Genomic DNA, 26970 nt, shown 5'->3' on the forward strand with positions numbered 1-26970 from the left:
AGATGTGTATAAGAGACAGCGCTCCCACAATAGGGCTTGATCTACAACAGAGTATCTACCGTTCAGCGGTGCGGTACGCAACCGCTGGCCAATGGCGGTATGCGACGTCTGCAGCCTGGAGGCCAACTGCCGGGTCGATGGATAGGCCACGTAGTAACGCTCCAGCAAGGTTTTTTCAAAGCCTTGCACCGCCGCTTCCAGGCTGGTCACTTCTTCGCTGGCCGCCTTTTGGCCGGTCAGCTCGGTACCCGCCAGTTCCAGATCCCCACAATCAATCACATCGCCCTCGCTGGTGGCTGCCGCGCGGAAGATGACGTTTTGCAGTTGCCGAACATTGCCCGCCCAGCGATTGCCCAGCAACAGCGGATGGGTCGCCACAGCCAGTTGACAGGGCGAGCGGTGAATCTGTTCGCAGGCCTGGCGCAGAAAGTGTTCGGCCAACAGCAGAATGTCCATGCCACGGTCGCGCAACGGTGGCACCAGCAAATTGAGGACGTTAAGACGGTAATACAGATCCTCACGGAAAGTCCCCTCCCTCACCATGCGCTCCAGGTCGCGGTGGGTCGCGCAGAGCACCCGCACATTGACCCGCACTTCGCGCTCGCCGCCGATACGTCGAAAGCAGCCGTCGCTGAGAAACCGCAGCAGCTTGGCTTGCAGGTACGGAGACATCTCCCCCACCTCATCGAGAAACACCGTGCCACGGTCTGCCAACTCCAGCAGCCCCGGTTTGCCGCCACGCTGGGCACCGGTAAAGGCCCCGGCGGCATAGCCGAACAACTCGCTTTCGGCCAGGCTCTCGGGCAGCGCTGCACAGTTCAAGGCCAGGAACGACGCATCGCGGCGGGCGCTCATGGCATGACAGGCGTGGGCCACCAGTTCCTTGCCGGTGCCGGTTTCGCCCTGGATCAGCAGCGGCGCATCCAGGCTCGCCACTTTGTGCAGCCGCGTCTTGAGTTCTTCCAGCACAAGTGACTTGCCGAGCAATGCCTCCAGCCCTTCAGCCGGGTCGCGCAACAAGGACGCCAGCCGCTCGCCGATACGGCTCGGCGGATACAGGGTCAACAGCCCGCCCACCAGAACATCCCTGCCGCCGCTGATGGGCGTGGCATCGAGCAGCAGGTCGCGACCCTTGAAATTCACTTCGCACATGGGCAGGCGAAAGCCTTTATCGATCAGGGTACGGGCCAGGTCAGGGGCCGCGAACAGATTCGACAACGGCTCTCCGGTGGGGTCGCTGCCATAAAGATCCGTCAGCCCGGGGTTGGCCAGCAGCACGCAGCCGTCGGGATCCACCGCCATCACCGGATCGCTCATGGCGGCCAGCAAGGCCTCCAGTTGCAGGCGGCGGCGCTGGCCCGGGAGGATGTCCACCAGGTCCACAGCCTGCACCCCTGCTACCCCCAGCAAGGCGTGGTGGAGTTCCTCCAGCACTTTTTGCGACAGGGTGGGTGCATCGATATAGACATTCGGCGGGCTCATCTCCACCGCGTCCAGGTTGAGATTGCGCGCGCCCAGCAGCATCAGGATTTCCTGGGTGATGCCGACGCGGTCTTTGAAGGTAACGTGAATTCGCATGGCCTGGCACTCCCTGACAGCAAACAACGAGGGGCGGCACGCCCTGTGCCGCCCCTCGGGCAGAATCAATGTCGTGAAGCGGCCATCAGTCGGTCTGGCAAGCCAGTTCCGCAGCCTCCTGCTTGTTGCGCAGCACCGTGCGATAGCCCAGGCCCAGCACCACAAACCACACCGGCACCATGTACAGCGCCTGGCGAGTGTCATCTTCCAGCGCCAGCAAAGTCAGGATAAACACGAAGAAGGTCAGGCACACCCAGACCATGAACTTGCCACCCGGCATTTTGTACTTCGAGGCACGGTGCAGGTGATCGCGCTTTTTACGATAGGCCAGGTAGGACAGCAGGATCATGGTCCACACAAACATGAACAAGGTGGCCGATACCGTGGTGATCAGGGTGAAGGCCTCCATCAGGTTGGGCACCACATAAATCACCAGCGCGCCCGCCAGCAGACAGATGCAGGAGAAGATCAGGCCATTGGACGGTACCGCACGGCTCGACAGGTTCTTGAACTTGCTCGGCGCGTCGCCATCCATTGCCAGACCGAACAGCATGCGGCTGGTGGAGAACACACCGCTGTTGGCCGAAGACGCTGCCGAGGTCAACACCACAAAATTGATGATGCCTGCGGCTGCGGGCAAACCGGCGAGCATGAACAGTTCAACGAACGGGCTTTTGTCAGCCACCACATCACGCCACGGGGTGACCGCCAGGATCGCAATCAGCGCAAACACGTAGAACATGATGATACGCAGCGGAATCGAGTTGATCGCCCGCGGCAGGTTGCGCTCCGGGTTTTTGGTCTCCGCCGCAGTGGTGCCCACCAGCTCGATGCCGACAAAGGCAAACACGGCAATCTGGAAACCGGCGAAAAAGCCCATCAGCCCATGGGGGAACATGCCGCCGTCATTCCACAGGTTGGCCAGCGATGCCGAATTGCCGGTGGGTGACTGAAACGCCGTGGTCACCATATACAGCCCGGTGCAGACCAGTGCGCAAATGGCCACGATCTTGATCATGGCAAACCAGAACTCCAGTTCGCCGAACATCTTCACCGTGATCAGGTTCAGTGACAGCAGCAACGCGACGCAGCCGATGGCAGGCAGCCATAACGGGATATCGGGGAACCAGAAATGGGTATAGCCGGAGATCGCGATCACATCGGCAATGCCGGTCACAATCCAGCAGAACCAGTAGGTCCAGCCGGTGAAGTATCCGGCCATGGGGCCCAGCAGGTCTGCGGAGAAGTCGATAAAGGATTTGTACTTGAGGTTGGACAGCAACAGCTCGCCCATGGCACGCATCACGAAAAACAACATAAAGCCGATGATCATGTAGACGAAGATGATCGAGGGACCGGCGAGGCTGATGGTCTTGCCCGAGCCCATGAACAGACCGGTACCGATGGCACCGCCAATGGCGATCAGCTGGATATGGCGATTGGACAGGCTGCGTTGCAGCTCCGGTTCCTGGGTATCAGGTCGGTGATTTTGCATGAATCATCCTCTTTATTGTTCTTGTACGGGGTCCCTGGACCAGATAAACATCATGTTTACCCAGAGCGGACAAAGGGACATGAGCACGTTCTGTGCCAGCACCGTACAAGAGGTCAAGCGGGCCGTTTATGCGCCGTGGAGTCTGTTTGTGTGTAATGGAATCACTCCACAAATAAGCGTTTGCGGGTGGTTCATTGGAGCGCGGGTACTGTAAACCATGGTCCGACTGAAGTTGTAACGAAATCAGTACATTGGAGCGTATTCGTACCGTGGGCGGCCGAAAGTCGCTCTTATTGTGGGAGCGGGCTTACTCGCGATGGCATCACCTCAAACGACCTGCAAGACCCCGTTGCCTGTATCGCGAGCAAGCCCGCTCCCACAGAGGATGCGCCTCAAGCGCTCCTTTTCAACGGCATGCGCAATTCAACCCGCAAACCATCGGGCTGGCTGTCGAATCTCAGTTCACAGCGGCAACGCTCGACAATCGCCTGAACAATCGCCAGGCCCAGGCCGCAGCCGTTGCTGTTGCCATTGCGCCAGAAGCGCTGGGTCATGTGTTGCAGGGTTTCGGCAGGGATACCGGGGCCGTGGTCACGGACCTGGTATTTAACCTGTGAACCTTCAACGGCCACGGTCAACTCCACCCGGGTGCCCGCCGGGGTATGACGCAAGGCGTTGTCCAGCAAGTTGCGCAGCGCAGCGATGGCCAGTACCGAAGGCACTTCAAGCGCCGTGTCCGGCAGGTCGGGCGGCAGCTGCAGGCAGATACGCTCACCATCGCCAGCCGCCGCATCGTGCACCGCGAAATGCGCCACCTGTGCGGCCGAACAATTGACCCCGTCGTCAAACGACAGGCTGCCCTCGACCCGCGCCAGCAACAGCAATTGCTCCAGGGTGCGGTGCAGGCGGTCGGCACCGGCCTCGGCATGGGCCAGTGACTGTTCGCGGGCCTCGCCGTCGGTCATGCGCGCCACTTGCAGGTGGGTCTTGATCGCGGTCAGCGGGCTGCGCAGCTCGTGGGCCGCATCGCCGGTCAGGCGGCGTTCACGCTCGATGGTCTTGGCGATACGGGCAAACAGCTGGTTCTGTGAGTCGAGCAGCGGTTTCAGTTCGCCGGGCAACGGTGAAATGTGCAACGGCTGCAACGAATCGGCATCACGGCGCATCAGGGCATCGCGCATGCGGTTGAGTGGCGCCAGCCCCTGGCCGATCCCCAGCCACAGCAGCAGCAAACAGACGATCAATGCCATGCCCACCGGCACCGAGGCCGCCAGCAGCACCGACAGGTTCAAGGCCTCGCGCTCGACCTGGCGATCGGCCGTGGTGATACGCACATCGCCACGGTCCAGGGTGAAAGTGCGCCAGGTCGCGCCATCGATGACCTGATCATGAAAACCCGCCGCCTGGGATTGCATCGGCTGGTCAGGGTTGTTGTGGCTGCGGGCCAGAACCTCGCCGCGCAGCGAACTGACCTGGCAGGCCATGCCGCCGGGGATGGTCAGTTGCTCGGCACTGAAATGGGTGCCCTCGCCCTTGACCGGCAATTGCGGCAGCTGCTCCAGCAACCCGGCGACCATGCGAGCCGAAGCCACCAGGCGCTGGTCGAGGGAGAACATCATCTGCTGACGCAGGTCGCTGAGCATCCAGGCCGCAGCCAGAGCCCACACCAGCACAAACGCCGAACCGATGGTCAGGCTCAGACGCAGACGCAAGCTCATCGTGCTTCGGACTCTGCGCTGTCGGCCGGGCCCAGGCGATAGCCCAGGCCACGCACGGTCTCAACGATACCGTTACCCAATTTGCGTCGCAGATGATGGATATGCACGTTCAAGGCGTTGCTTTCCAGCTCGTCGCCAAAACCATAGATGCTGTCCTTGAGTTGCTCGCTGGATAGCACACGTCCACGGTTGTGCAGCAAGGCTTGCAGCAGCGCCTGCTCGCGACGGGACAAGTCCACCGGCTGGCCGCCCAGAAGGGTCACGCGGCTGCTGGGGTCGTAGGTCAGGCTGCCATGTTCGATCAGGTTGACGCTGCGCCCGGCCACCCTGCGCAACAAGGTATGCAGGCGGGCAGCGAGTTCACGCAGGTCGAAGGGCTTGAGCAGGTAGTCATCGGCACCGGCCTGCAGGCCGTCGACACGGTCGGTGACCGAGTCACGGGCGGTCAGGATCAGCACCGGCAATTCAAGGCCCTGCTGGCGCAACTGCTGCAGCAGCTTGAGGCCATCTTCATCGGGCAGGCCCAGGTCGAGCACCATGACGTCGAACTCGGCAGCCTTGAGCATGGCCCGTGCTGCGGCGGCGGTACTCACATGCTCAACCGTCAGCCCCTGTGCCGTCAGCCCGGCCTTGATGCCGCTGGCAATCAGTTCGTCGTCTTCGCAAACCAGTACATGCATGCTGATACCCGCGTAAATAAGCCGATTAAAAGGTCATGGGATTAAGGCCCGATTATGCCTGGGCAAACCGTGGCTCGTGGCACTGTGCGCGGTGCGGACAGTGCCTATTTATGTAACGCACTCGCACTCCAATCCATCCCTAAGCTGGAGATCGCCTCGCCAACAACCTGAAGGAACTTCACATGCTGGCACCCAGTGATGAGTTTTCGTGGCTCTTCGAAGGGCTCCCCACCTACACCACACTTCATCAAAAAGGCATGCGTCTTTACGACCTTGGCGCCTTTGAACATGCCCGGCAGTTTTTGCAATTACCCGCGACGGTGGGCGATGCCGAGGCTCAGTTTGCACTGGCCAGCATCATCGAGCATAGCCCTACTGAAATCTCGTCCCAGATCACCACGCTCAGGCGACAAATTGCAGGGATAACGCAAATCAGTCTCCAGAAAGAGCATCACTGGCACCTGGTAACACAGGCCTCACAGATGATCGAAAGACTGCAGATCACCCTCAAGGCGCAGTATATGCCCCTCTACGAGGCTGCCGCGGAGCACGGCAATATTGACGCGATGCTGCGTCTGGGTGGTGATGCGTGGAACGCAAAAGTGCGCGCACAGCTCGAAAGCGGCTTGCGAGTCCATACCCCCGAAGCACTGCTGGACATGTATGCCTTGACCAGGGATTTGAACTGGCTAAAGCATTCGGCGGCATCAGGACATGCCATCGCTCAATACTTGCTGGCAACCCTCTACGATAAAAACCCAACAATGCTGGCCAGCGCCGAGGATCCCCAAGAAGTCATCTATGAACTGATCAGCAGCTCAGCCTATGGTGGATATCCTCCTGCCATGAACTGGTTTGCGAACCGCATTGAAAACCGCCGGAACTTTGCGCTTATTCAACACTGGATACTCAAGGAAGCCCAGGCCGGCAGCATCAATGCTGTCCAGCAATATGGCCTGGCCCTGACCGGCATGAACAGCGATGGCACCCATAACGATATCGTCAGCGGTTTCGAAGCCGATTACACAGGGGGGTATGCCCTGTTATGGCTGGTCAACCAGGTAAAGGGCCGGGGGAGCAATCCCTATAATATCCAGGACAAACTCCATCATCTTGAGTCGGAGCTGGGCCCGGCCCAAGTCATTACCGCCAAAGAGATTGCCCATGAGTGGCGTGAGCACTACCCGCTGCTGTCCGAATTCCGCCTGCGCGCCTGCTTGCTCTAAGCCCTCAACCGGCTTGAACCTCTCGCGTATTAACACTCGGTTAATCAACGCCCGCCAAGGTGTGGCGTATCCGTACACTCCAAGGTTGGGCGCATGTCTCGTTTGTTTTTCTTTCTCCTGCTGCTGGTCGCCGGTTTTAGCCAGGCGCATGCCAATGAAGATCCGTTTGCACAAAAGCCGGACTTCCTTCCGGTCGCCAAGGCGTTTGTGTTCAGCAGCGAAGATCTGCCCTCTGGTGAAACCCGCCTGCAGTGGAAAATAGCCGACAAGTACTATCTGTATAAAAAGCGCTTCAAGTTTGACGGGCTGGATGCCGCACACACACCCGAGTTGCCTAAAGGGCTGGAACACAGCGATGAGTTTTTTGGCGCCACAGAGGTGTATCGCGACAACGTTGCGCTAGTGATTCCGGCAGGTGCCAGCGGTCAGGTCAAGGTCAGCTGGCAAGGCTGCGCCGATGCCGGCCTGTGCTATCCGCCACAAAGCCGGACCATCGATTTGGGCGGCATGCAATCTGCCGCAGCGCAGGGTCAGGCCCAGGACCAGTCGCTGGCGGCCACCTTGCAGCAGCGCTCCCTGGGCTGGAGCCTGCTGCTGTTCTTCGGCCTGGGCCTGCTGCTGGCCTTTACGCCTTGCTCGCTGCCCATGCTGCCGATTCTGGCCGGGCTGGTGGTGGGCAGTGGCGCCACGGCCGGGCGCGGTTTTGCCGTGGCCGGCAGTTATGTGATCAGCATGGCGCTGGTGTATGCCGGGCTGGGCGTGCTGGCGGCCCTGCTCGGCGCCAACTTGCAGGCGTTGCTGCAACAACCCTGGTTGCTGGGTAGTTTTGCTGCCCTGTTCGTAGTGCTGGCACTGCCAATGTTCGGTTTTTTTGAACTGCAACTGCCTGCCGGCCTGCGTGACCGCCTGGAAAGCGCCGGGCGTGGCCGCAAGGGCGGCAGCTTGCTGGGTGCGGGTATTCTGGGTGCCCTCTCTGGCCTGCTGGTGGGCCCCTGCATGACCGCACCGCTGGCCGGTGCCCTGTTGTATATCGCGCAAAGCGGCAACGCCGTTGAAGGTGGCCTGGTGCTGTTTGTGATGGGCCTGGGCATTGGCGTGCCGTTGTTGCTGCTGGTCACCGTGGGCAGCCGTTTCCTGCCCAAACCCGGTGCGTGGATGAACCTGATGAAAGGCCTGTTCGGCTTTTTATTCCTGGGTACTGCGCTGTTGCTGGTACGCCCGGTCCTCGATGAATCCTTGTGGGTCGGTTTGTGGGGCGTGCTGCTGGTCGTTCTGGCGTCCAGCCTGTGGCAACAGGCACAGGCATTCCTTCGCGCCAAACCGCTGTTCCGCCCGCTCAGCCTGCTGGCCGGCCTGTGGGGCAGCCTGTTGCTGGTGGGAGCGGCCGGGGGTGGGACCGAGCTGTGGCAACCGCTGCAGGTGTATACCGCCACAACCGTGGCGGGGAGCACGACAAACTCCGCCCATGACGCCTTTATCACCCTCAAGGACCCGGCCAGCCTGGACCGCGAGCTGGCAGATGCCAAGGCAGCAGGCCAATGGGTGATGCTCGACTACTACGCCGACTGGTGCGTGTCATGCAAGGTCATGGAGAAGCAGGTATTTGCCAAACCCCAGGTGATGGATGCCCTGCAAGGCGTGCGCCTGTTGCGTCTTGACGTGACCGCCGATAATGTCGCCAGCCGCGAGCTGCTCAGCCGCTATCAAGTACCCGGCCCGCCCAGTTTTGTCTGGATCGGCCCCAATGGTGTTGAGCGGCGCGGACAACGCATCACTGGCGAAGTCAACGCCCAGACCTTTTTGAATAACTGGAACGCCACTCGGGAACTCCTCTAAATGCTGACCCTGACCATCGGTTCGTTTGCGCTGGCCATCAACCACTTGCTGCTGATACTGGCCCTTGCCCTGGCGACACTGGTGGGGTGGCGTGTGGCCAAACGCGGTGGAGAAAACCCCGAATCAGTGCTGTTCAGCCTGTTCTTACTGGGTTTGCTGAGCGCACGCATCGGCTTTGTGCTCAGCTACTGGCGCTACTTCAAGGACGACCCACTGCAAATTCTCGACCTGCGCGATGGCGGTTTTTTACTGTGGCCGGGGTTGGTGGCGGTACTGCTGGGTGGGCTTATCTGGGGCTGGCGCCGCGCCGGTTTGCGTCGCCCGCTGGGTTGGGGGTTGGCCAGCGGGCTGGCGTTCTGGCTGCTGGCCAGCCTGTCGTCCAGCCTTTACGAAAAAGGCACGCGCCTGCCGGAAATGGTATTGCGCAATGCCAATGGCGAGTCGGTGCAGTTGAGCAGCTATCAGGGCGGCCCGCTGGTGATCAATCTGTGGGCCACCTGGTGCCCGCCGTGCCGGCGCGAAATGCCGGTGCTGCAAAACGCCCAGCATCAACATCAAAACGTGACCTTCCTGTTCGTCAATCAGGGCGAGAGCATGCAGAGCGTCAGCACCTTCCTTGAAACCCAGGGTCTGAACCTCAGCAACGTGCTGTTCGACAGCGGCGGCCAGTTGGCACAAAAAGTCGGTTCGATGGCCCTGCCGACTACGCTGTTCTACAGCGCTGATGGTCGACTGCTGGGCAGTCATTTGGGCGAGCTGTCAAAAGCCAGTCTGGCCCGGGCCATGGAGCCTTTCAATCTGAACCATTCAATGTCGGCCCAACAGGTCGACCCTGCAAGGAATGAGCAAAAATGTTTAACCGCAAACTGCTAACCCTGGGCATGGCCTCCCTGCTGGGAGCTGCGCTCCTGCAATCGCCTGTATTGCAGGCAGAAGAGCTGCCGCCGGCGATCAAGAAGATTGAAGCCAAGGGTGCAAAAATCATTGGCAGCTTCGATGCTCCCGGCGGCTTGCGTGGCTATGCCGCCCAGTACCAGAACCGTGGCATGGCGCTGTACCTGACCCCGGACGGTAACGTTCTGGTGGGTAATTTGTATGATGCCGACGGCAAAGACCTGAGCCTGGCGCCGCTGCAAAAGCTGGTGTACGAGCCGATGGCCAAGCAGGTCTGGGGCGAAATGGAGAAGAGCAACTGGATTGCCGACGGCAAGGCGGATGCACCGCGTATCGTGTACTTGTTCAGCGACCCCAACTGCCCGTACTGCAACATGTTCTGGGAGCAGGCCCGCCCTTGGGTTGACTCGGGCAAAGTGCAATTGCGCCATATCATGGTGGGCATCATCCGCGAAGACAGCCCGGCCAAATCTGCCGCCCTGCTGGCCGCCAAGGACCCGCAGCAAGCCCTGCACGAACACGAAAAAGCCGGCAAGGCCAGTAGCCTCAAGCCCCTGGCCAAAATCCCGGCTGACATTCAAGCCAAGCTCGATGCCAATGCCAAGTTGATGGAAGAGCTGGACGTGGCCGCCACCCCGGCCATTTTCTACCAGGACGCACAAGGCAACCTGCAACAGCAGCAAGGCGCGCCATCGCCGGAGAAACTGGTCCAGATCCTGGGGCCCAAGTAAAACCCGAGGGCTGCGATCGCGCTACAAAGCGTTCGCAGCCCACGCCGATGCTGGCGTGAGGCATGTCTCAGTTCACCACCTGCAGCGCTATTAATTCTATTTCTCAATTGACAATCATTATCATTAAGCCTAGCTTGTGAACAGCTGTGTAGGACGCTTCCCACGAAGAGGTCCTCACTCACTCATTCGCAGCAGGTGATCTCCATGACGGAACCAATGTCCACAGGCAAGTGCGACTCACCCCTACTTCAAGCCTTTGTTGATAACCGACTGGTCCTGGTCAAAATCGCAGCCCGCATAACGGGCTGCCGATACCGGGCTGAAGATGTGGTTCAGGATGCCTTCTTCCGTTTGCAGTCCGCGCCGCAGATCACTTCATCGTTCAAGGCACAACTGAGCTACCTGTTCCAGATCGTGCGTAACCTGGCAATTGACCACTACCGCAAGCAGGCGCTGGAGCAAAAATACTCCGGCACCGAAGAAGAAGGCATGAACGTGGTGATCCACGGCGCCTCCCCGGAAACCTCGCTGATCAATTTCTCGACTCTGGAACATATCGCGGTGGCACTCACCGAGCTGCCAAGCCGTACCCGTTATGCCTTCGAGATGTATCGCCTGCATGGCGTACAGCAAAAAGATATTGCCAAGGAACTGGGCGTATCTCCCACCCTGGTCAACTTCATGATCCGCGATGCCCTGATCCATTGCCGCGCAGTGTCGGGCACCCACGCAGATACCTACGCGCGGCGTTGATACAACCGGGCTTGCACCTTCCTACATCTCAACCACGGCAATTTTGTAAGGCGCAAAAATCGCCTTCAACTGGCCGTTGTCGCGCAGCTTTTGCAGCATTTGTGCAAACTGCTGACTCTGGATCGGTGCCTGTGGCCGCAGCAGGGCGAAGTGACGATAAGTCTGATCGATACGCTCTGACACCATCACCTGCGCCTTGGCCTGCGGGTCGCAGCCCAGCATGTCGATCAGGTTGGAACGTGTCATCAAGGCAATATCCGCCCGCCCCCTCAAGACCATCAATAAATTGCTTTCGTGGGAATAGGTCAGGGTTGCGCCGAAGGTCTCGGTGAGAAACTTCGGCGAGGCGTTGAACCCGGCAAAGGCATAGTGATAGCCGCTGTACAGGGCGAGGTGCTTGCCCTTGAGGTCATCAAAATAGCCTTGTTCACGGTCAGGATGCTGCCGGGCAACAAACACTTCAGCGTCTTCCAGGCCCATATCAACTGCAGCATAGGAGAACGCCTGCCAGCCCCAGGCCGGGTTCTCGAACATCAGCATGTCCACCCGCCCACGCTCGAAGTCACGCACACGCCGGGCAATGGAACTGGGCACAAGGACAAAGCGGTAGTCGCCTTGCAACTGGTTGAGGGCTGCAAGCAGTTGCGACAACAGGCCCGTGTCGGTGCCGCGCTCGGGACGTACGATATAAGGCGGAAAGTGCGCAGCTCCAACCCTGATTTCCTGAATCGCCCACACCGGTGCCAGCCAGCCCATTCCCAGGGTCAGCAACAGGCTGTGGGCCAATTGAATTGGCGAACACTTCAAAACCATACACACCTGACGCCGTTCATGGCTGGAACTTATTGATCGACACACGACCTGAGATCGGGCACGCACACCATTAAAGCGCATATAGACTAGCAAGCAAGGGGTCGACTGGCCCACTACAAAATAAGCACCGTGCTCAGTGTTTTAGCTACGCTCCAACTTCAACGCCGATGCTGTTAAAGGAAGCTGCACATGCCTCACTGGCTGGTAATTGACCTGGAAGCCACTACCGATGATGGCGGCTGGCCCCTGGAGGAAATGGAAGTGATCGAAATCGGCGCCAGCGTGGTCACCCGCGCAGGTCGTGAGGTGGATCATTTTCAGCGATTTATTCGCCCGCAACGTCGTCCGCTGTTGACCCCTTTCTGTCGGCAACTGACCCGCATCACCCAGGCCAAGATTGATGCCGCTGCATCGATGCCTTTGGTTTGGGAGCAATTTGAACGCTGGCTCGGCCAGCACCTGCCCAAGCTTGAAGGTTGGGCCAGCTGGGGCGAGTACGACCGAAAACAACTGGAACAGGAATGGCAGCACAAACAACTGCACAGCGCCCTGCAGCAATTGCCGCATATGAACCTCAAGCAGCAATTTGCCAGGGCCCGCCAGTTAAAGCAGCCGCTGGGCCTGAACAGCGCGTTGCAACTGGCCGGAATGCAATTCAATGGTCAACAGCACCGGGCCCTGGAAGATGCCCGAAATACTGCGCGTTTATTGCCGCTGGTGCTCAAGGGGTGACGGCCATAAAAGGGCGTGACGGGATAAAACCGCTTCTGCATACTGGCCAGCCCTTTTTAGCCCATTCCGAGGAATCGCCATGTTTAAAGTCAACGAATACTTCGACGGCACCGTCAAGTCGATTGCCTTCGCCCAAACCGAAGGCAAGGCCACCATTGGCGTCATGGCTGCAGGTGAATACGAGTTCGGCACCGCCGAGCGTGAAATCATGCACGTGGTCTCGGGCGAGCTGAGCGTCAAGTTGCCGGGCAGCAGCGAATATGAAACCTTCAAGACCGGCAGCCAGTTCAACGTGCCGGCCAACAGCAAGTTTCAGCTCAAGGTCGCAGTGGATACCGCCTACCTGTGTGAGTACCGCTAAATCTCCCTCTGACAGCAACTGTCTTGATGCTGCCATGTGGGAGCGGGCTTGCTCGCGATACAGACGACCCGGTCTGTCTGTTGAATCGCGTTGATGCCATCGCGAGCAAGCCCGCTCCCACAGCTACACCCCTACGTTGAACTGCAACGCCGCCAACCGTGCATACAGCGGGTTGGCGGCGATTAATTGGGCATGGGTGCCGATGGCGACCAGCTTGCCCTGATCCATTACCGCGATACGATCAGCGTTTTGCACGGTGGCCAGACGGTGGGCAATCACCAGTGTGGTACGGCCTTGCATCAGGCTCGGCAAAGCCTGCTGGATCAGATGCTCGCTTTGGGCATCCAGGGCACTGGTGGCCTCGTCCAGCAACAGGATCGGCGCATCCACCAGCAACGCCCGGGCAATCGCCAGACGCTGGCGCTGACCGCCCGACAAGCCCAGGCCACCATCACCCAAGTGAGTTTTATAGCCCTCAGGCATTTGCAGGATAAAGTCGTGGGCGTGGGCAATTCGCGCCGCCGCTTCGACTTGCTCATCGCTGGCAGCAGCATTGCCATAACGGATGTTGTCTTCAATGGTGCCGAAAAACAGCGCAGGTGTTTGCGCCACCAGGGCAAAACAACGACGCAGGTCTTGCGGGTCAAGCTGAGTGATCGGCTGCCCTTCAAGCAGGATTTGCCCTTGTTGCGGATCGTAAAAGCGCAGCAACAAGTCGAACAATGTTGACTTGCCCGCCCCGGAAGGGCCGACCAGCGCCAGGGTTTCTCCCGCATTGATCGTCAGGCTCAGGCCATCGATCGCATGGCTTTCGGGCCGTGAAGGGTAAGAAAAGCGCAAGTTTTCAAGCTGCAAATTGCCCTTCACCCGTGCGGGTAACACGCGCAAATCCGTGCTCGGTGGCAGGATCAAGCTTTTCGCCTGCAACAGCTCGGCAATTCGCTCGGCCGCGCCCGCCGCCTGTTGCAACTCGCCAATCACTTCGCTCAGGGTGCCAAATGCGCTGCCCACCACCAGGCTGTAAAACACAAAGGCGGCCAGCTCGCCGCCGGTGATGCGCCCGGCGATCACGTCCATGCCGCCGACCCACAGCATCACCCCCACGGCGCCCAGCACCAGCAAGATCACCAGCGTGATCAACCACGCCCGTTGCAGGATGCGTTTGCGGGCAGTGGCAAACGCCTGCTCCACGGTACTGGCAAAGCGTTGCTGGTCTTGCTGTTGATGGTTATAAGCCTGCACCGTCTTGATCTGGCCCAGGGCCTCGGCGACATAACTGCCGACATCAGCGATACGGTCCTGGCTCTGGCGCGACAGGCTGCGCACCCGGCGACCAAAAAACAGGATGGGCACCAGCACCAGTGGCAAGGCCACCACCACGATACTGGTGAGCTTGGGGTTGGTGACAAACAACAGCACCACGCCGCCGATCACCATCAGGCTGTTGCGCAGGAACAACGACAGCGATGAACCGATCACCGACTGCAGCAAGGTCGTATCCGTGGTCAGCCGCGACTGGATTTCCGAGCTGCGGTTGTTCTCGTAGAACCCCGGGTGCAGACCGATCAGGTGATTGAACACCTGGCGCCGAATATCGGCGACCACCCGCTCACCGATCCATGACACCAGGTAAAAGCGCACGAAAGTGCCCACTGACAAGCCCAGCACCAGCAACAGAAAAAAGCCGATGGACTGGTTTAGCAAATGCGCTGACTGGGTCATGAAACCCTTGTCGACCAATAGACGGATGCCCTGCCCCATCGACAAGGTAATACCCGCCGTAACAATCAGCGCCAGCAGGGCGCCAAGAGCCTGCCAACGATAGGGTGCAATAAAATGCGCTGCCAGACGAATGGCGCGGCGATGACGGGAAGAAAGCATGGGAGGGTATCCGCAGTGAGGATCAGCGTAAAAAGCCTTACACAGCCTACAACGAAGTTCGTCTAAAACCGGTAAATCTTTCTCACTCGTTTTGAATATGACCTGTCACCACAAACCCTAGACAGTAATGTTCTAAAGTCGGGCTGGAAGTTTCAGGATATTTCTGTTGGACTGGGGTGGTCGCCAAGTTTGTAACAGCTTGGTCATTAAGCGGATCTACAGTAGCGCTACACCCTGATGAGGAGACAGGCCATGGATTTGCAACAGAACGCTCAAGCCGTACCGGTGATTCGTACCCAGCCACAGCAATCTCTGGGGTGCGCGTTTATCGACGAAAATGGTCAGGAGATCCTGATCACCGAGGCGATGATCCAGGACGCCTGCCATGAGCTGGAGCAACGCCTGGTCACGCCATCACGCAAGGGCTGATCCTTGCCAACAAGACCCTGTACATGATTAAACAGCATTCGCGTCACTGACCGGCCTTACTGCGTAGGGCCGGTTTTTTTAGGCCTGCACATTCAGACCGGCACGGCGCCCAAGGCTTTTACCAGTTGCTTCAGGGCCACTGAATCACCCGCGATATGCACCGGCAAGCCTTCAATTTCGCGGCGAATCGGGTAGTTTTTGCGCAGTCCGTCGAATGCCAGCTTTTGCTCCTGGACGGTTCCACTCAAACTGCGGCGAAAGTCGGCATCGTCACGGCGCGGGTCGTACACACCGCGACAGAGCATGGCCAGGGCCCATGCCGGGTCGCTGTCAGCACTCAGTTCAACCTTGGCCAGCCAGGGGGACGGCAGCAGGTCGGCCAGTTTGACTTCAGGGCTATGCCCCAGAAAATCGCACAATGCCTGATAAATCTGTGCCGTACCCCGCTGTTTGCCATCCAGGCTGTAGCCGGCAATATGCGGGGTGGCCAGCACGCACAGATCTGCCAGTTCGCGGTCTACTTGCGGCTCACCCTCCCATACATCGAGTACCGCTTGCAGATCATCCCGGCGGGTCAAAACTTCACGCAGCGCGGCATTGTCCACCACCGGGCCGCGGCTGGCGTTGATCAACCAGGTACCCGGTTTCAGCTGTTCCATCCGCTGCTGATCAAGCAGATGCCAGGTCGGGTAATCGCCGGTCCTGTCCAGCGGCGTATGCAGGCTGAGTACATCGCACTGCTCGATCACGTGCTCAAGGCTGACATAGTCACCGCCCTCGGCCGCCGCCCGCACCGGGTCGCAAACCAGCACATTGAAGCCCAGTGAACGCAAGACGTTGACCAGGCGACCGCCCACTTCACCGGCACCAATCACGCCGTAGGTGCGCTGGGTCAAGTCGGCGCCTTCGATTTCAGCCAGCGTCAGCAGGCTGCCGAGCACGTAGTCCACGACGCCACGGGCATTGCAGCCAGGAGCACTGGACCAGTGGATACCAGACTGCTGGAAGTAGTCCAGCGCCAGGTGATCAGTGCCGATGGTGCAGGTTCCGACAAACCGCACTGCACTGCCTTCGAGCAGCTCGCGGTCCACTTTGGTCACCGAGCGCACCAGCAAAACATCGGCATCGTGAACGTCTGCACGGTTGATCTGGCGCCCCGGCAAGCGGCGTATTTCACCGAAGTCAGCAAAAAATTCTTCGATCAGCGGAATATTTTCATCAGCAACAATCAACATGGCAGGCTCCTTTCGCGGAGTGGCAGTGTAGGCGTTGTTACGCGCAATGGGCCAGCCGGGTGTGCAGGTACTTGCGGGCACGCTTACAAAGGGCCTACAACTCGCTATTAACTGACCACATGGTCAGGCGTACAATCCCCGGCTTTGCGCGTTTAACCCTGTGGATACAAGCCAGTGAACTCTGTGACTCACCCCCCCTCTTCCCTCCCTGTCAGCCGCCCGGCCCGGGTACGCACCGAGGTGCGCGCGCTGTTGGCGCTGGCATTTCCCATCATCATTTCGCAGATCGCAACCACGGCCATGGGTTTTGTCGATGCCGTGATGGCCGGGCGCGTAGGCCCTCGGGATCTGGCCGCCGTGGCACTGGGCAACTCGATCTGGGTTCCGGTGTTTTTGTTGATGTCCGGCATTCTGCTGGCGACCACGCCCAAGGTCGCCCAGCGGTTTGGCGCCAATGCACACGGCGAAATCGGCCCCATCGTACGCCAGGCACTGTGGTTGGCACTGATTACCGGCCTGTGCGCAGCGTTGATCCTGATCGCGGCCGAGCCGCTATTGCATCTGATGAAGGTCGACCCTGAGCTGATCACCCCCAGCATGGGTTACCTGCACGGGATCGCCAGCGGCATGCCCGCCGTGGGGCTGTATTGCGTGTTGCGTAATTTCAGCGATGGCCTGGGAAAAACCCGGCCAAGCATGATCCTGGGGCTCAGTGCCCTGGCACTGAATATCCCGATCAACTACATCTTCATCTATGGCCACTTTGGCGTCCCGGCCATGGGCGGCGTGGGCTGCGGCTGGGCCACGGCCATTGTGATGTGGTTTATGGCTCTGGGCATGGTGGTCTGGACGTTCAGAGGGGCCATCTACCAGTCGAGTAAGGTCTACAGCCATTTTGAATGGCCAAAATGGGCGATCCTCAAGCGTTTGCTCAGTGTGGGCTTGCCGATTGGCATCGCAGTCTTTGCCGAATCGAGCATTTTTGCGGTGATTGCGCTGTTGATCGGCAGTTTGGGGGCCACGGTGGTGGCGGGCCATCAAATCGCCCTGAACTTCAGTTCGCTGGTCTTTATGATTCCATACTCACTGGGTATGGCGATTACCGTGCGCGTGGGTCAGGCCCTGGGCCGCCAGCAACCGCGCGAGGCACGCTTTGTAGCGGGCGTGGGCATGGGCACCGCACTGGTCTGGGCGGCGATTTCCGCCAGTCTGCTCCTGCTGCTGCGTGAGCAGATTGCCACCGTCTACACCGCCGATCCCATGGTGATCGAGGTGGCGACCATGCTGTTGATGTTTGCTGCGCTGTATCAGTTCTCGGACGTGATCCAGGTCACCGCTGCCGGTGCCCTGCGCGGTTATCAGGACACACGAGTGACGATGATCCTGACCCTGTTTGCCTACTGGGGGATTGGTTTGCCGGTGGGCTACGCCCTGGGGCTGACCGACTGGTTCGGCCCGGCCAATGGCCCGAGCGGGCTATGGCAGGGCTTGATCGTTGGCCTGACCTGCGCGGCACTGATGCTGGGTGTGCGGTTGGCGCGCAGTGCGAAAAAACATATCCGCCGCCGCACATAAATGCGGTGGCAGCGGGCTTGCCCGCGATGGCATCAGCGTGGTTTGCCTGACAGACCGTGGCGCCCTGCATCGCGAGCAAGCCCGCTCCCACAAGACCGGCGCAATTGCTATGGGCGCCGTCAATCCTGCTTCTTGCGGATCCAGTACAGGTACGTGCCCGCCTCTTCCTGCTGGCCCACCAGCTCATGGTCCAGAAACACGCAGAACTTGGGAATGTCGCGGCGGGTCGAAGGATCCGTCGCAATGACTTTCAACAAGCCACCCGGCGCCAGGTCGCGAATATATTGGTGCAGCATCATCACCGGCTCCGGGCAGTTCAGGCCGGTAGCGTCCAGGGTGCCGTCAACCGGCAGGTCGGTAAAACTCATCACTTACTCCCCGATCAGCGAGATTTGGTTTTTTTAACGTCCAGTCGACGCAAATGGCAGGTCACTTCTTCACGGTCGTGGTACAGCTGCTTGCAGCCGATTTCAACCTGAATGCCGCGTGCCTTGAAACCGTCTGCAATACGGTCGAGCAAACGGCGTACTTCGGCGTAACGCTGTTTCATCGGCAGCTTCAAGTTGACTACCGCTTCACGGCAATGACCTTCACCAATCCACTCTTCGAGCATGGCCGCATTGCGCGCCGGTTTCTCCACAATATCGCAGACCATCCAGTCCACCGGCTGCTTGGGCTTGAAGGTAAAGCCATCGGCCATCAAGTGCTGCACCAGACCGGTATCCATCAGGCTTTCAGCCATAGGGCCATTGTCGATGGCAGTCACGATCATGCCACGGTTGACCAGTTGCCAGGTCCAGCCACCCGGCGCAGCGCCAAGGTCAACACCGGTCATGTCGCTGTGCAGGCGCTCGTCCCACTGGTCGCGGGGGATAAAATGGTGCCAGGCCTCTTCAAGCTTGAGGGTTGAACGGCTAGGCGCTTCGCGGGGGAATTTCAGGCGCGGGATGCCCATGGGCCACATGGCCGAGTTGTTGGCCGGGGCCAGGCCAAGAAACACTTCACGACCACTTTTAAACGTCAGCAGCAGGCGCGGTTTGCTCCCGTCCTCTTCTTCAGTCAGTTTGCCGGCCTTGATCAGCGCTTTGCGCAGATGACCGTCGAACTTTTTGCAGAAGTTGGACAGTTCCTTGCCGTCATTGGTGTCGACGATTTCCAGCCACAGGCTGCCACACACCGGGAAGTCGGCCATGTGTTCGAGGATCACGCTGATCCGGTCGGTCTCCGGCAGCTCGACAAAGCCGCCACGAGCCCATTGACGCGGGAAAATCAGTTCGGCAAAACGCAAGCTGTTCATCAGCCGTTCAGCGCCGCCCTCTTCAGTGCACACAAACTCGGCACAGGCAGTGCCAGGCTTGGCCTTGGCGTAGCCAGCCACATTAAGGCGGGCGGCGTGCTCGGCGATTTCCGAGCAGACTTCGCCTTCAAACCCGGGCCGGCAGTGCATAAAAACGGTGTTCATTGAATTACTCCTGGGCAGCGGGCAGGAATTGCCCGGCTGCGCATCCTTGATTTGGCGCAAGGACTGTCACGAAAAGGTCGGCATGATAGCCGAGTTCGGAACCTTGAACCCGCATAGACAGTCCAGTTATTAGCCACAGCCCCTAATCAGAGCTAGGTTAGAAGCTCTGCTTGTGCCACGTGATCCGTCTAAAGGAGTCATTTCATGTCCTCCCTCGATAGCCTGAACACCCTAGCCACACTAAAAGTCGACGATAAGACTTATCACTATTTCAGCCTTGCCCTCGCCGCCAAATCACTCGGCGATTTGAGCAGGCTACCCATGTCACTCAAAGTGCTGCTGGAAAACCTGCTGCGCTGGGAAGACGGTAAAACCGTCACCGAGCCCGACCTCAAAGCTCTGGCCGCCTGGCTCAAGGCACGGCGCAGCGACCGGGAAATCCAGTACCGCCCTGCGCGGGTGCTGATGCAGGACTTCACCGGCGTACCGGCAGTGGTCGACCTGGCCGCCATGCGCGCCGCCATGGCCAAAGCCGGGGGTGATCCGCAACGTATCAACCCGCTGTCCCCCGTGGACCTGGTAATTGACCACTCGGTGATGGTCGACCGGTTTGCCAGCGCCAGCGCCTTCGAGCAAAACGTCGATATAGAGATGGAGCGCAACGGCGAACGCTATGCGTTTTTACGCTGGGGTCAAAATGCCTTCGATAATTTCAGCGTGGTCCCACCCGGTACCGGGATTTGCCATCAGGTGAACCTGGAATACCTGGGCCGCACGGTCTGGACCAAGGATGAAGACGGCCGCACCTACGCCTTCCCCGACACCCTGGTAGGCACCGACTCCCATACCACCATGATCAATGGCCTGGGTGTGCTGGGCTGGGGCGTGGGCGGCATTGAAGCCGAAGCGGCCATGCTGGGCCAGCCCGTGTCGATGCTGATCCCCGAAGTCGTGGGCTTCAAGCTCAGCGGCAAGCTCAAAGAAGGCATCACCGCCACCGACCTGGTGCTGACCGTGACGCAAATGCTGCGCAGCAAGGGTGTGGTCGGCAAGTTCGTAGAATTCTATGGCGATGGCCTGGCGGATCTGCCGCTGGCCGACCGTGCCACGCTTGCCAATATGGCCCCGGAATACGGCGCCACCTGCGGGTTTTTCCCGGTGGATGAGATCACCCTGGATTACCTGCGTCTTTCAGGCCGCCCAGAGGCCACAGTCAAACTGGTCGAGGCTTACTGCAAGGCCCAAGGGCTATGGCGGGTCGCAGGCCAGGAGCCGGTTTTCAGCGAAACCCTGGCTCTGGACATGGGCACCGTCGAAGCCAGCCTGGCCGGGCCAAAACGACCGCAAGACCGGGTTGCACTGCCCGATGTCGGGCAAGCTTTCGACGACTTTCTCAGCCTGCAATTCAAGCCGGCCACTAAAAAAGAGGAAGGTCGCCTCGAAAGCGAAGGTGGCGGCGGTGTTGCCGTGGGCAATGCCGACTTGATCGGTGAAGCGGACTACAGTTACGAAGGCCATACCTATCGCCTGAAAAACGGCGCTGTGGTGATTGCCGCCATTACTTCCTGCACCAACACCTCGAACCCCAGTGTGATGATGGCCGCAGGCCTGGTGGCAAAAAAAGCCGTCGAAAAAGGCCTGACACGCCAACCGTGGGTCAAGACGTCGCTGGCACCGGGCTCCAAGGTAGTCACCGATTACTACGCGGCCGCCGGCCTGACCCCATACCTCGACCAATTGGGCTTTGCCCTGGTGGGCTATGGCTGCACCACCTGTATCGGCAATTCCGGGCCACTGCCCGAGCCGATCGAAAAGGCCATTACCCAGTCTGACCTGACCGTGGCTTCAGTGCTGTCTGGCAACCGCAACTTTGAGGGGCGCGTGCATCCGCTGGTGAAAACCAACTGGCTGGCCTCGCCACCCCTGGTGGTGGCCTATGCCCTTGCGGGCACAGTACGCATTGATATCAGCCGTGAACCGCTGGGGACCGGAAAAGACGGCAAACCGGTGTACCTGCGCGATATCTGGCCCAGCCAGAAAGAAATCGCCGACGCCGTGGCCCAGGTGACCACAGGCATGTTCCACAAGGAATACGCCGAGGTGTTTGCCGGCGACGAACAGTGGCAAGCCATCGAAGTACCGCAAGCCGCAACTTATGTCTGGCAAGAGGACTCGACCTACATCCAGCATCCGCCGTTCTTCGACGAAATCAGCGGGCCACTACCGGTGATTGCCGACGTCAAAGGCGCAAACATCCTTGCGTTGCTGGGCGACTCGGTCACCACCGACCATATTTCCCCGGCCGGCAATATCAAGGCTGACAGCCCCGCCGGGCGCTACTTGCGCGACAAGGGCGTAGAACCACGGGACTTCAACTCTTACGGCTCGCGGCGTGGCAACCATGAAGTGATGATGCGCGGTACCTTCGCCAATATTCGCATTCGCAACGAAATGCTCGGCGGCGAAGAAGGCGGCAATACGATCTACATCCCCACCGGTGAAAAACTGCCGATCTTTGACGCGGCCATGCGTTACCAGGCCTCAGGCACTCCGCTGGTGGTGATAGCCGGCCAGGAATACGGTACTGGCTCAAGCCGCGACTGGGCGGCCAAGGGCACCAACCTGTTGGGGGTCAAGGCGGTGATTGCCGAGAGTTTCGAGCGCATCCACCGCTCCAACCTGGTGGGCATGGGCGTGCTGCCCTTGCAGTTCAAGCTCGATCAGAACCGCAAAAGCCTGAACATTACAGGCAAGGAAACCCTGGATATCCTCGGGTTGACCGGTACCGAACTGCAACCGCGAATGAACTTGACCCTGGTCATCACCCGCGAGGACGGCAGCCAGGAAAAAGTCGAAGTGCTCTGCAGGATCGATACCCTTAACGAGGTGGAATACTTCAAGGCCGGAGGGATTTTGCACTATGTGCTGCGTCAGCTGATTGCTTCATAGACGCACCTCAACCTTGTGGGAGCGGGCTTGCTCGCGATTCGGACTACACGGTCTGTCAGCCAGGCCGAGGTGATGCCATCGCGAGCGAGCCCGCTCCCACAGGGCCACGAATCGTTATACTTGCGCACCCCGGACTGGATCCGGGGTGTTTTTTAACGATTGCAAGGATTCACATGATTGCTTTGCCCTGGCCTTATCTGGCACTACTGACCCTGGGCTACGGTCTTGCCCTCAGCTACGGGCAATTAGGCGCTCAAACCCTCATCGCGTTAGCCTTGTTGACTGTCAGCGGGTTTGCCGTTGTGCAGAACAAAAGCCATTTGCTGCGCTATGCCGGGCATGCCTTGTTTGTGCTGCTGGCGCTGGCGCTGGCCTTGCACTGGCTGCCAGGTTTCCATAACGGTCGCGCCATCACCCCCACGCGACTGACCCCTGATGCCGTGCCCTTCTCGATGTACTTCAATCTGGACAAACCGCTGATTGGCTTCTGGCTGCTGCTGGTATGCCCCTGGATAGCACCGCGCTTTGCCTGGCGGGTATCCCTGGGGGCCACTGCAATGGGTCTGGCCCTGGCCGCCATTGCGGCGCTGGGCGGAGCGATGCTGCTGGGCATGATTGCCTGGGCACCGAAATGGCCTCATCAGAGCACCCTCTGGCTGCTGAATAATCTACTGCTGGTCACCCTGGTTGAAGAAGCGCTGTTTCGCGGTTACATCCAGGGCGGACTTAGCCGCAAGTTCAAGTTGCTGCCCCATGGGCAGAGCATTGCGCTGGTGCTGGCCTCGATACTGTTTGGCCTGGCCCATGCACCCGCCGGCTGGCAATGGATGCTACTGGCCGGGCTGGCCGGTGTCGGTTACGGCCTGGCCTACCGCTTTGGCGGGCTGGGTGCGGCGATCGCCACCCACTTTGGCCTCAATGTGCTGCATTTCCTGTTTTTTACCTACCCGATGCTCGCCCCCTGAAGGCCAGGGGCCTGAAATATAAATTAAACAATTCCTTGAGCATGCCGACAGCCTGTCAAAGTCTTGCGGATTGAAACGACATGCGTAACAACCAGCCCATCACTCAACGCGAACGCACATTCCCCGCGCAACAACGGTTGATTTCCACGACCGATGCCAAAGGCGTGATCACCTACTGCAACGATGCGTTCAGGGAAATCAGCGGGTTTTCGCGTGAGGAGCTGATACGCGCGCCGCACAATCTGGTGCGCCACCCGGACGTGCCCTCAGCAGTCTTCGAGCATATGTGGAGCACCCTGAAAAAGGGTTCGCCGTGGATGGGCATCGTCAAAAACCGCTGCAAAAACGGCGACCATTACTGGGTTAACGCCTATGTAACGCCGGTTTTCGAGAATGAGCAGGTCGTGGGTTACGAGTCGGTGCGGGTCAAGCCAACGGCCGAACAGATCCGCCGCGCCGAAGCCCTGTACACACGCCTCAACCGCGGAAAATCCGCGGTGCCTCAGCGCGACAAGTGGCTGCCGGTGCTGCAGGACTGGCTGCCCTTTATCCTGGTCAGCCAATTGAGCTTCATGATTGGCGCCATGCTCAATTCGAGCTGGGGTTTTGCCCTGGCAGCCCTGCTGTCGATACCGTTGGGGCTGCTGGGCCTGAGCTGGCAACAGCGCGGGGTCAAACGCCTGCTGCGTCTGGCCGAGCAGACCACCTCCGACCCGTTGATTGCCCAGATGTACACCGACAGCCGTGGCCCGCAAGCGCGTCTGGAAATGTCCATCCTGAGCCAGGAAGCGCGCCTGAAGACCTGCCTGACACGCCTGCAGGATACCGCCGAACACCTCAGCGGCCAGGCCCGTCAGTCCGACATTCTGGCACACAAAAGCTCGACCGGACTGGAGCGCCAGCGCGTCGAGACTGAGCAAGTGGCCACCGCCGTCAACCAGATGGCTGCCACCACCCAGGAAGTGGCCAGCCATGTGCAGCGCACTGCCGACGCGACCCAGGAAGCCAACCGTCTGACCAGCCGCGGTCGCGATATTGCCGGCGAAACCCGCGAAGCGATCCAGCGCCTGTCGGTTGTGGTGGGTGAAACCGGGGCCACGGTAACGCAACTGGCCAAGGACAGTGACGAGATCGGCGGCGTGGTCGATGTGATCAAAGGTATTGCCGACCAGACCAACCTGCTGGCCCTGAACGCCGCCATCGAAGCGGCACGGGCTGGAGAAATGGGCCGGGGCTTCGCCGTGGTGGCTGACGAAGTGCGCCAGCTGGCGCAACGCACCAGCGCTTCGACCGGGCAGATTCACAGCCTGATCGCCAAGCTGCAGCAGACAGCAGCCACCGCGGTGCAAACCATGGACGCTGGCCATCGTCAGGCGGAAGAAGGCGTAGCGCGGGTACTGGAAGCAGATCAGGCACTGGTGGGCATCAGCGAAGCGGTGGCCAATATCACCGACATGACCACCCAGATCGCGGCAGCGACCGAGGAGCAAAGCGCCGTGGCTGAAGAAATCAGCCGCAATATCAGCACCATTGCCGACCTGGCTGACCAGACCTCAGAGCAGGCGCAGCATTCGGCGCTGCTCAGCGAAGAACTGACCCAGACCGTCAACACCCAGTATTCGCTGGTGGAGCGGTTTAACCGCTGAGCCTTGTGGGAGCGATCCAATCGCGAGCAGGCTCGCTCCCACAAATTGTTCAAGGTTGCTGCAACCACCGCGCAATCCGGTCCGCCGCCGCATCCAGATGCTGCTCATGGGTAAACCCGGAGGCCTTCAACGGCTTAAGGTCGTGATCCCCCGATAGCAGCCACGACACTTCAATGCCCGGCGCCAGCGTGTAGGCCTCTACCGCTTCGCGGTTGCCCAAGGCATCGCGCTCGCCTTGTACGATCAACGTCGGCGTTGCCAATTCAGCCAGGTGCGCCACCCGGGGTTTTTCCGGCTTGCCTGCGGCATAGAACGGATAACCCAGGCACACCAGCGCGTCCACTTGCAGCTCATCGGCCAGCAGACTGGCCATACGCCCACCCATTGACTTGCCGCCAATGGCTAATGGCCCAGCGACATGCCGTCGCACCTCGGTAAAAACTTCACGCCAGCTTTCGAGCAGTTTCGCCTGCTGATTAGGAGGCCTTTTGCCATTATCGAGACGGCGCTGCGCCATATACGGGAACTCGAAGCGCAACACGCACACCCCGCGTGCAGCAAGGCGTGCAGCCATGCCGTTCATCCAGCTGCTGTCCATCGGCGCACCCGCGCCGTGGGCCAGGATAAGGGTCGCGGTTGAACCCGCTGACGCGCCATTCCACAGCCAGCCCCTGTCCTGCACGCACTGCGCCCATTGATCCCCGTCAATACCGGCCTTGCCCGCTACGACCATGCTTGCCTCGCTTTTAGTCTGCCTATAACTCCAGGCGTGCGTTTGACGCGCCTGAACCGTGGATGGGGAACCATGAACACTTCTACAAGTACCGCCTATAACTACAAGGTGGTCCGCCAATTTGCCATTATGACGGTGGTTTGGGGCATCGTCGGTATGGGGCTCGGCGTTTTTCTCGCCGCGCAGTTGGTTTGGCCAGAACTTAACTTCAATTTGCCTTGGACCAGTTTCGGGCGCCTGCGCCCATTGCACACCAACGCGGTGATTTTCGCCTTCGGCGGCTGCGCGCTGTTCGCGGCTTCATTCTACTCGGTGCAACGCACCTGCCAGGCCACCCTGTTTTCGCCGAAAATCGCGGCGTTTACCTTCTGGGGCTGGCAGCTGGTCATCGTCCTGGCGGCCATCAGCCTGCCGCTGGGTTACACCAGCTCCAAGGAATACGCCGAGCTGGAATGGCCGATCGACATTTTGATCACCATTGTCTGGGTGGCCTACGCCATCGTGTTCTTCGGCACGATCATGAAGCGCAAAACCAAGCATATTTACGTGGGCAACTGGTTCTTCGGCGCGTTTATCGTGACCGTGGCGATTTTGCACATCGTCAATAACCTGGAAATCCCGGTCAGTTTCACCAAGTCCTACTCGCTCTACGGTGGCGCCACTGACGCCATGGTGCAGTGGTGGTACGGGCATAACGCTGTGGGTTTTTTCCTGACAGCTGGCTTCTTGGGGATGATGTACTACTTCGTGCCTAAACAGGCCGAACGTCCGATCTACTCCTATCGCCTGTCCATCGTGCACTTCTGGGCATTGATCACCCTGTACATCTGGGCGGGCCCCCACCACCTGCACTACACCGCGCTGCCGGACTGGGCGCAGTCGCTGGGCATGGTGATGTCGCTGATTCTGCTCGCACCGAGCTGGGGCGGCATGATCAACGGCATGATGACCCTCTCGGGCGCCTGGCATAAGCTGCGCAGCGATCCGATCCTGCGCTTCCTCGTGGTGTCCCTGGCCTTCTACGGCATGTCGACCTTCGAAGGCCCGATGATGGCAATCAAGACCGTCAACGCCCTCTCCCACTACACCGACTGGACCATCGGCCACGTACACGCCGGTGCCCTGGGCTGGGTGGCGATGATTTCGATCGGCGCGCTGTACCACATGATCCCGAAAATCTTCGGCCGCCCGCAGATGTACAGCCTGGGCCTGATCAACGCGCACTTCTGGCTGGCCACCATCGGCACCGTGCTCTACATCGCCTCGATGTGGGTCAAC

Annotated in this window: 23 protein-coding genes; 13 read left to right on the forward strand and 10 right to left on the reverse strand. The window is 59.7% G+C overall.

The genetic code is table 11. From position 1 onward, the window contains the following. The 4 genes from QN377_RS19620 to QN377_RS19635 form a co-directional block, all read right to left on the reverse strand. The coding region (locus QN377_RS19620) for a sigma-54-dependent transcriptional regulator (RefSeq protein WP_323567654.1) at positions 1-1578 on the reverse strand (1578 nt) is incomplete at its 3' end. Positions 1579-1663: 85 nt separating this feature from the next. After that, on the reverse strand, positions 1664-3073 hold the full coding sequence (cycA, locus tag QN377_RS19625; RefSeq protein ID WP_095018976.1) for a D-serine/D-alanine/glycine transporter: 1410 nt from the start codon (positions 3071-3073) through the stop codon (positions 1664-1666). A gap of 392 nt (positions 3074-3465) precedes the next feature. After that, positions 3466-4791 (reverse strand): ATP-binding protein, encoded by a 1326-nt coding sequence (locus tag QN377_RS19630; RefSeq protein WP_095002734.1) that lies wholly within the window; start codon positions 4789-4791, stop codon positions 3466-3468. Next, the gene (locus tag QN377_RS19635) at positions 4788-5471 is read right to left on the reverse strand and encodes a response regulator (RefSeq protein WP_095002735.1); all 684 of its coding nucleotides are present in this window, start codon (positions 5469-5471) and stop codon (positions 4788-4790) included. Before QN377_RS19635 ends, QN377_RS19630 begins: the two co-directional genes overlap by 4 nt. Before the next feature lie 182 nt (positions 5472-5653). On the opposite strand from QN377_RS19635, the gene QN377_RS19640 reads away from it, so the two are divergent. From QN377_RS19640 to QN377_RS19660, 5 genes are all read left to right on the forward strand, one after another. Beyond that, positions 5654-6697 (forward strand): hypothetical protein, encoded by a 1044-nt coding sequence (locus QN377_RS19640; RefSeq protein WP_095018977.1) that lies wholly within the window; start codon positions 5654-5656, stop codon positions 6695-6697. A gap of 93 nt (positions 6698-6790) precedes the next feature. Further along, positions 6791-8533 carry a protein-disulfide reductase DsbD gene (dsbD, locus tag QN377_RS19645; RefSeq protein WP_095018978.1) on the forward strand — a complete coding sequence of 581 codons (1743 nt, stop codon included), beginning with the start codon at positions 6791-6793 and terminating at the stop codon, positions 8531-8533. Next, positions 8534-9406, forward strand: a complete 873-nt coding sequence (locus QN377_RS19650; protein WP_095002738.1) for a TlpA disulfide reductase family protein — start codon at positions 8534-8536, stop codon at positions 9404-9406. It begins immediately after the preceding gene. Continuing rightward, positions 9385-10158: a thiol:disulfide interchange protein DsbG gene (gene dsbG / locus QN377_RS19655; RefSeq protein ID WP_095018979.1), complete on the forward strand. Its 774-nt coding sequence runs from the start codon at positions 9385-9387 to the stop codon at positions 10156-10158. Before QN377_RS19650 ends, dsbG begins: the two co-directional genes overlap by 22 nt. Before the next feature lie 204 nt (positions 10159-10362). Further along, positions 10363-10911 carry an RNA polymerase factor sigma-70 gene (locus QN377_RS19660; RefSeq protein WP_095002740.1) on the forward strand — a complete coding sequence of 183 codons (549 nt, stop codon included), beginning with the start codon at positions 10363-10365 and terminating at the stop codon, positions 10909-10911. A 21-nt stretch (positions 10912-10932) separates the two neighbouring features. On the opposite strand, the gene QN377_RS19665 is transcribed toward QN377_RS19660, so the two are convergent. Continuing rightward, the gene (locus QN377_RS19665; protein WP_322213182.1) at positions 10933-11724 is read right to left on the reverse strand and encodes an ABC transporter substrate-binding protein; all 792 of its coding nucleotides are present in this window, start codon (positions 11722-11724) and stop codon (positions 10933-10935) included. A gap of 189 nt (positions 11725-11913) precedes the next feature. Between QN377_RS19665 and QN377_RS19670 the strand changes: the two genes are divergently transcribed. After that, positions 11914-12456 carry an exonuclease domain-containing protein gene (locus tag QN377_RS19670; RefSeq protein ID WP_095018981.1) on the forward strand — a complete coding sequence of 181 codons (543 nt, stop codon included), beginning with the start codon at positions 11914-11916 and terminating at the stop codon, positions 12454-12456. A gap of 79 nt (positions 12457-12535) precedes the next feature. Further along, entirely contained in the window at positions 12536-12817 is a 282-nt protein-coding gene (locus tag QN377_RS19675) for a pyrimidine/purine nucleoside phosphorylase (protein ID WP_016780320.1), read from the forward strand. A gap of 123 nt (positions 12818-12940) precedes the next feature. Here QN377_RS19675 and QN377_RS19680 read toward each other — a convergent pair whose 3' ends face one another. Continuing rightward, positions 12941-14698, reverse strand: coding sequence for an ABC transporter transmembrane domain-containing protein (locus QN377_RS19680; RefSeq protein ID WP_133144955.1), 1758 nt, complete (start codon positions 14696-14698; stop codon positions 12941-12943). A gap of 252 nt (positions 14699-14950) precedes the next feature. On the opposite strand from QN377_RS19680, the gene QN377_RS19685 reads away from it, so the two are divergent. Beyond that, positions 14951-15127 carry a PA1571 family protein gene (locus QN377_RS19685; RefSeq protein WP_165446486.1) on the forward strand — a complete coding sequence of 59 codons (177 nt, stop codon included), beginning with the start codon at positions 14951-14953 and terminating at the stop codon, positions 15125-15127. A gap of 92 nt (positions 15128-15219) precedes the next feature. On the opposite strand, the gene pdxB is transcribed toward QN377_RS19685, so the two are convergent. After that, positions 15220-16362: a 4-phosphoerythronate dehydrogenase PdxB gene (pdxB, locus tag QN377_RS19690; RefSeq protein ID WP_322213189.1), complete on the reverse strand. Its 1143-nt coding sequence runs from the start codon at positions 16360-16362 to the stop codon at positions 15220-15222. A 174-nt stretch (positions 16363-16536) separates the two neighbouring features. Here pdxB and QN377_RS19695 point away from each other — a divergent pair, with 174 nt between their 5' ends. Beyond that, complete coding sequence (locus tag QN377_RS19695; protein WP_322213190.1) at positions 16537-17937, forward strand: MATE family efflux transporter; 1401 nt, start codon at positions 16537-16539, stop codon at positions 17935-17937. A 119-nt stretch (positions 17938-18056) separates the two neighbouring features. On the opposite strand, the gene tusA is transcribed toward QN377_RS19695, so the two are convergent. Continuing rightward, positions 18057-18305 carry a sulfurtransferase TusA gene (gene tusA / locus QN377_RS19700; RefSeq protein WP_095002746.1) on the reverse strand — a complete coding sequence of 83 codons (249 nt, stop codon included), beginning with the start codon at positions 18303-18305 and terminating at the stop codon, positions 18057-18059. A gap of 14 nt (positions 18306-18319) precedes the next feature. Next, positions 18320-19399, reverse strand: a complete 1080-nt coding sequence (gene rlmM / locus QN377_RS19705; protein WP_095018984.1) for a 23S rRNA (cytidine(2498)-2'-O)-methyltransferase RlmM — start codon at positions 19397-19399, stop codon at positions 18320-18322. A 204-nt stretch (positions 19400-19603) separates the two neighbouring features. Here rlmM and acnA point away from each other — a divergent pair, with 204 nt between their 5' ends. The 3 genes from acnA (at position 19604) to QN377_RS19720 (ending at position 24959) form a co-directional block, all read left to right on the forward strand. Continuing rightward, positions 19604-22348 carry an aconitate hydratase AcnA gene (gene acnA / locus QN377_RS19710; RefSeq protein WP_095020214.1) on the forward strand — a complete coding sequence of 915 codons (2745 nt, stop codon included), beginning with the start codon at positions 19604-19606 and terminating at the stop codon, positions 22346-22348. Between the two features lie 173 nt (positions 22349-22521). Further along, a complete protein-coding gene (locus QN377_RS19715; protein ID WP_095018986.1) occupies positions 22522-23313 on the forward strand; it encodes a CPBP family intramembrane glutamic endopeptidase in 792 nt (263 codons plus the stop codon). A gap of 80 nt (positions 23314-23393) precedes the next feature. Beyond that, positions 23394-24959 (forward strand): methyl-accepting chemotaxis protein, encoded by a 1566-nt coding sequence (locus QN377_RS19720; RefSeq protein ID WP_095002750.1) that lies wholly within the window; start codon positions 23394-23396, stop codon positions 24957-24959. Between the two features lie 49 nt (positions 24960-25008). Here QN377_RS19720 and QN377_RS19725 read toward each other — a convergent pair whose 3' ends face one another. Then, the gene (locus QN377_RS19725) at positions 25009-25692 is read right to left on the reverse strand and encodes an alpha/beta fold hydrolase (RefSeq protein WP_322213194.1); all 684 of its coding nucleotides are present in this window, start codon (positions 25690-25692) and stop codon (positions 25009-25011) included. A 72-nt stretch (positions 25693-25764) separates the two neighbouring features. On the opposite strand from QN377_RS19725, the gene ccoN reads away from it, so the two are divergent. Continuing rightward, positions 25765-26970: cytochrome-c oxidase, cbb3-type subunit I (ccoN, locus tag QN377_RS19730; protein WP_323567655.1), on the forward strand; the 1206-nt coding region annotated here is incomplete at its 3' end.

Origin of the sequence: Pseudomonas sp. CCC4.1 (genome assembly GCF_035019225.1) — a bacterium.
GTDB lineage: Bacteria > Pseudomonadota > Gammaproteobacteria > Pseudomonadales > Pseudomonadaceae > Aquipseudomonas > Aquipseudomonas bubulae.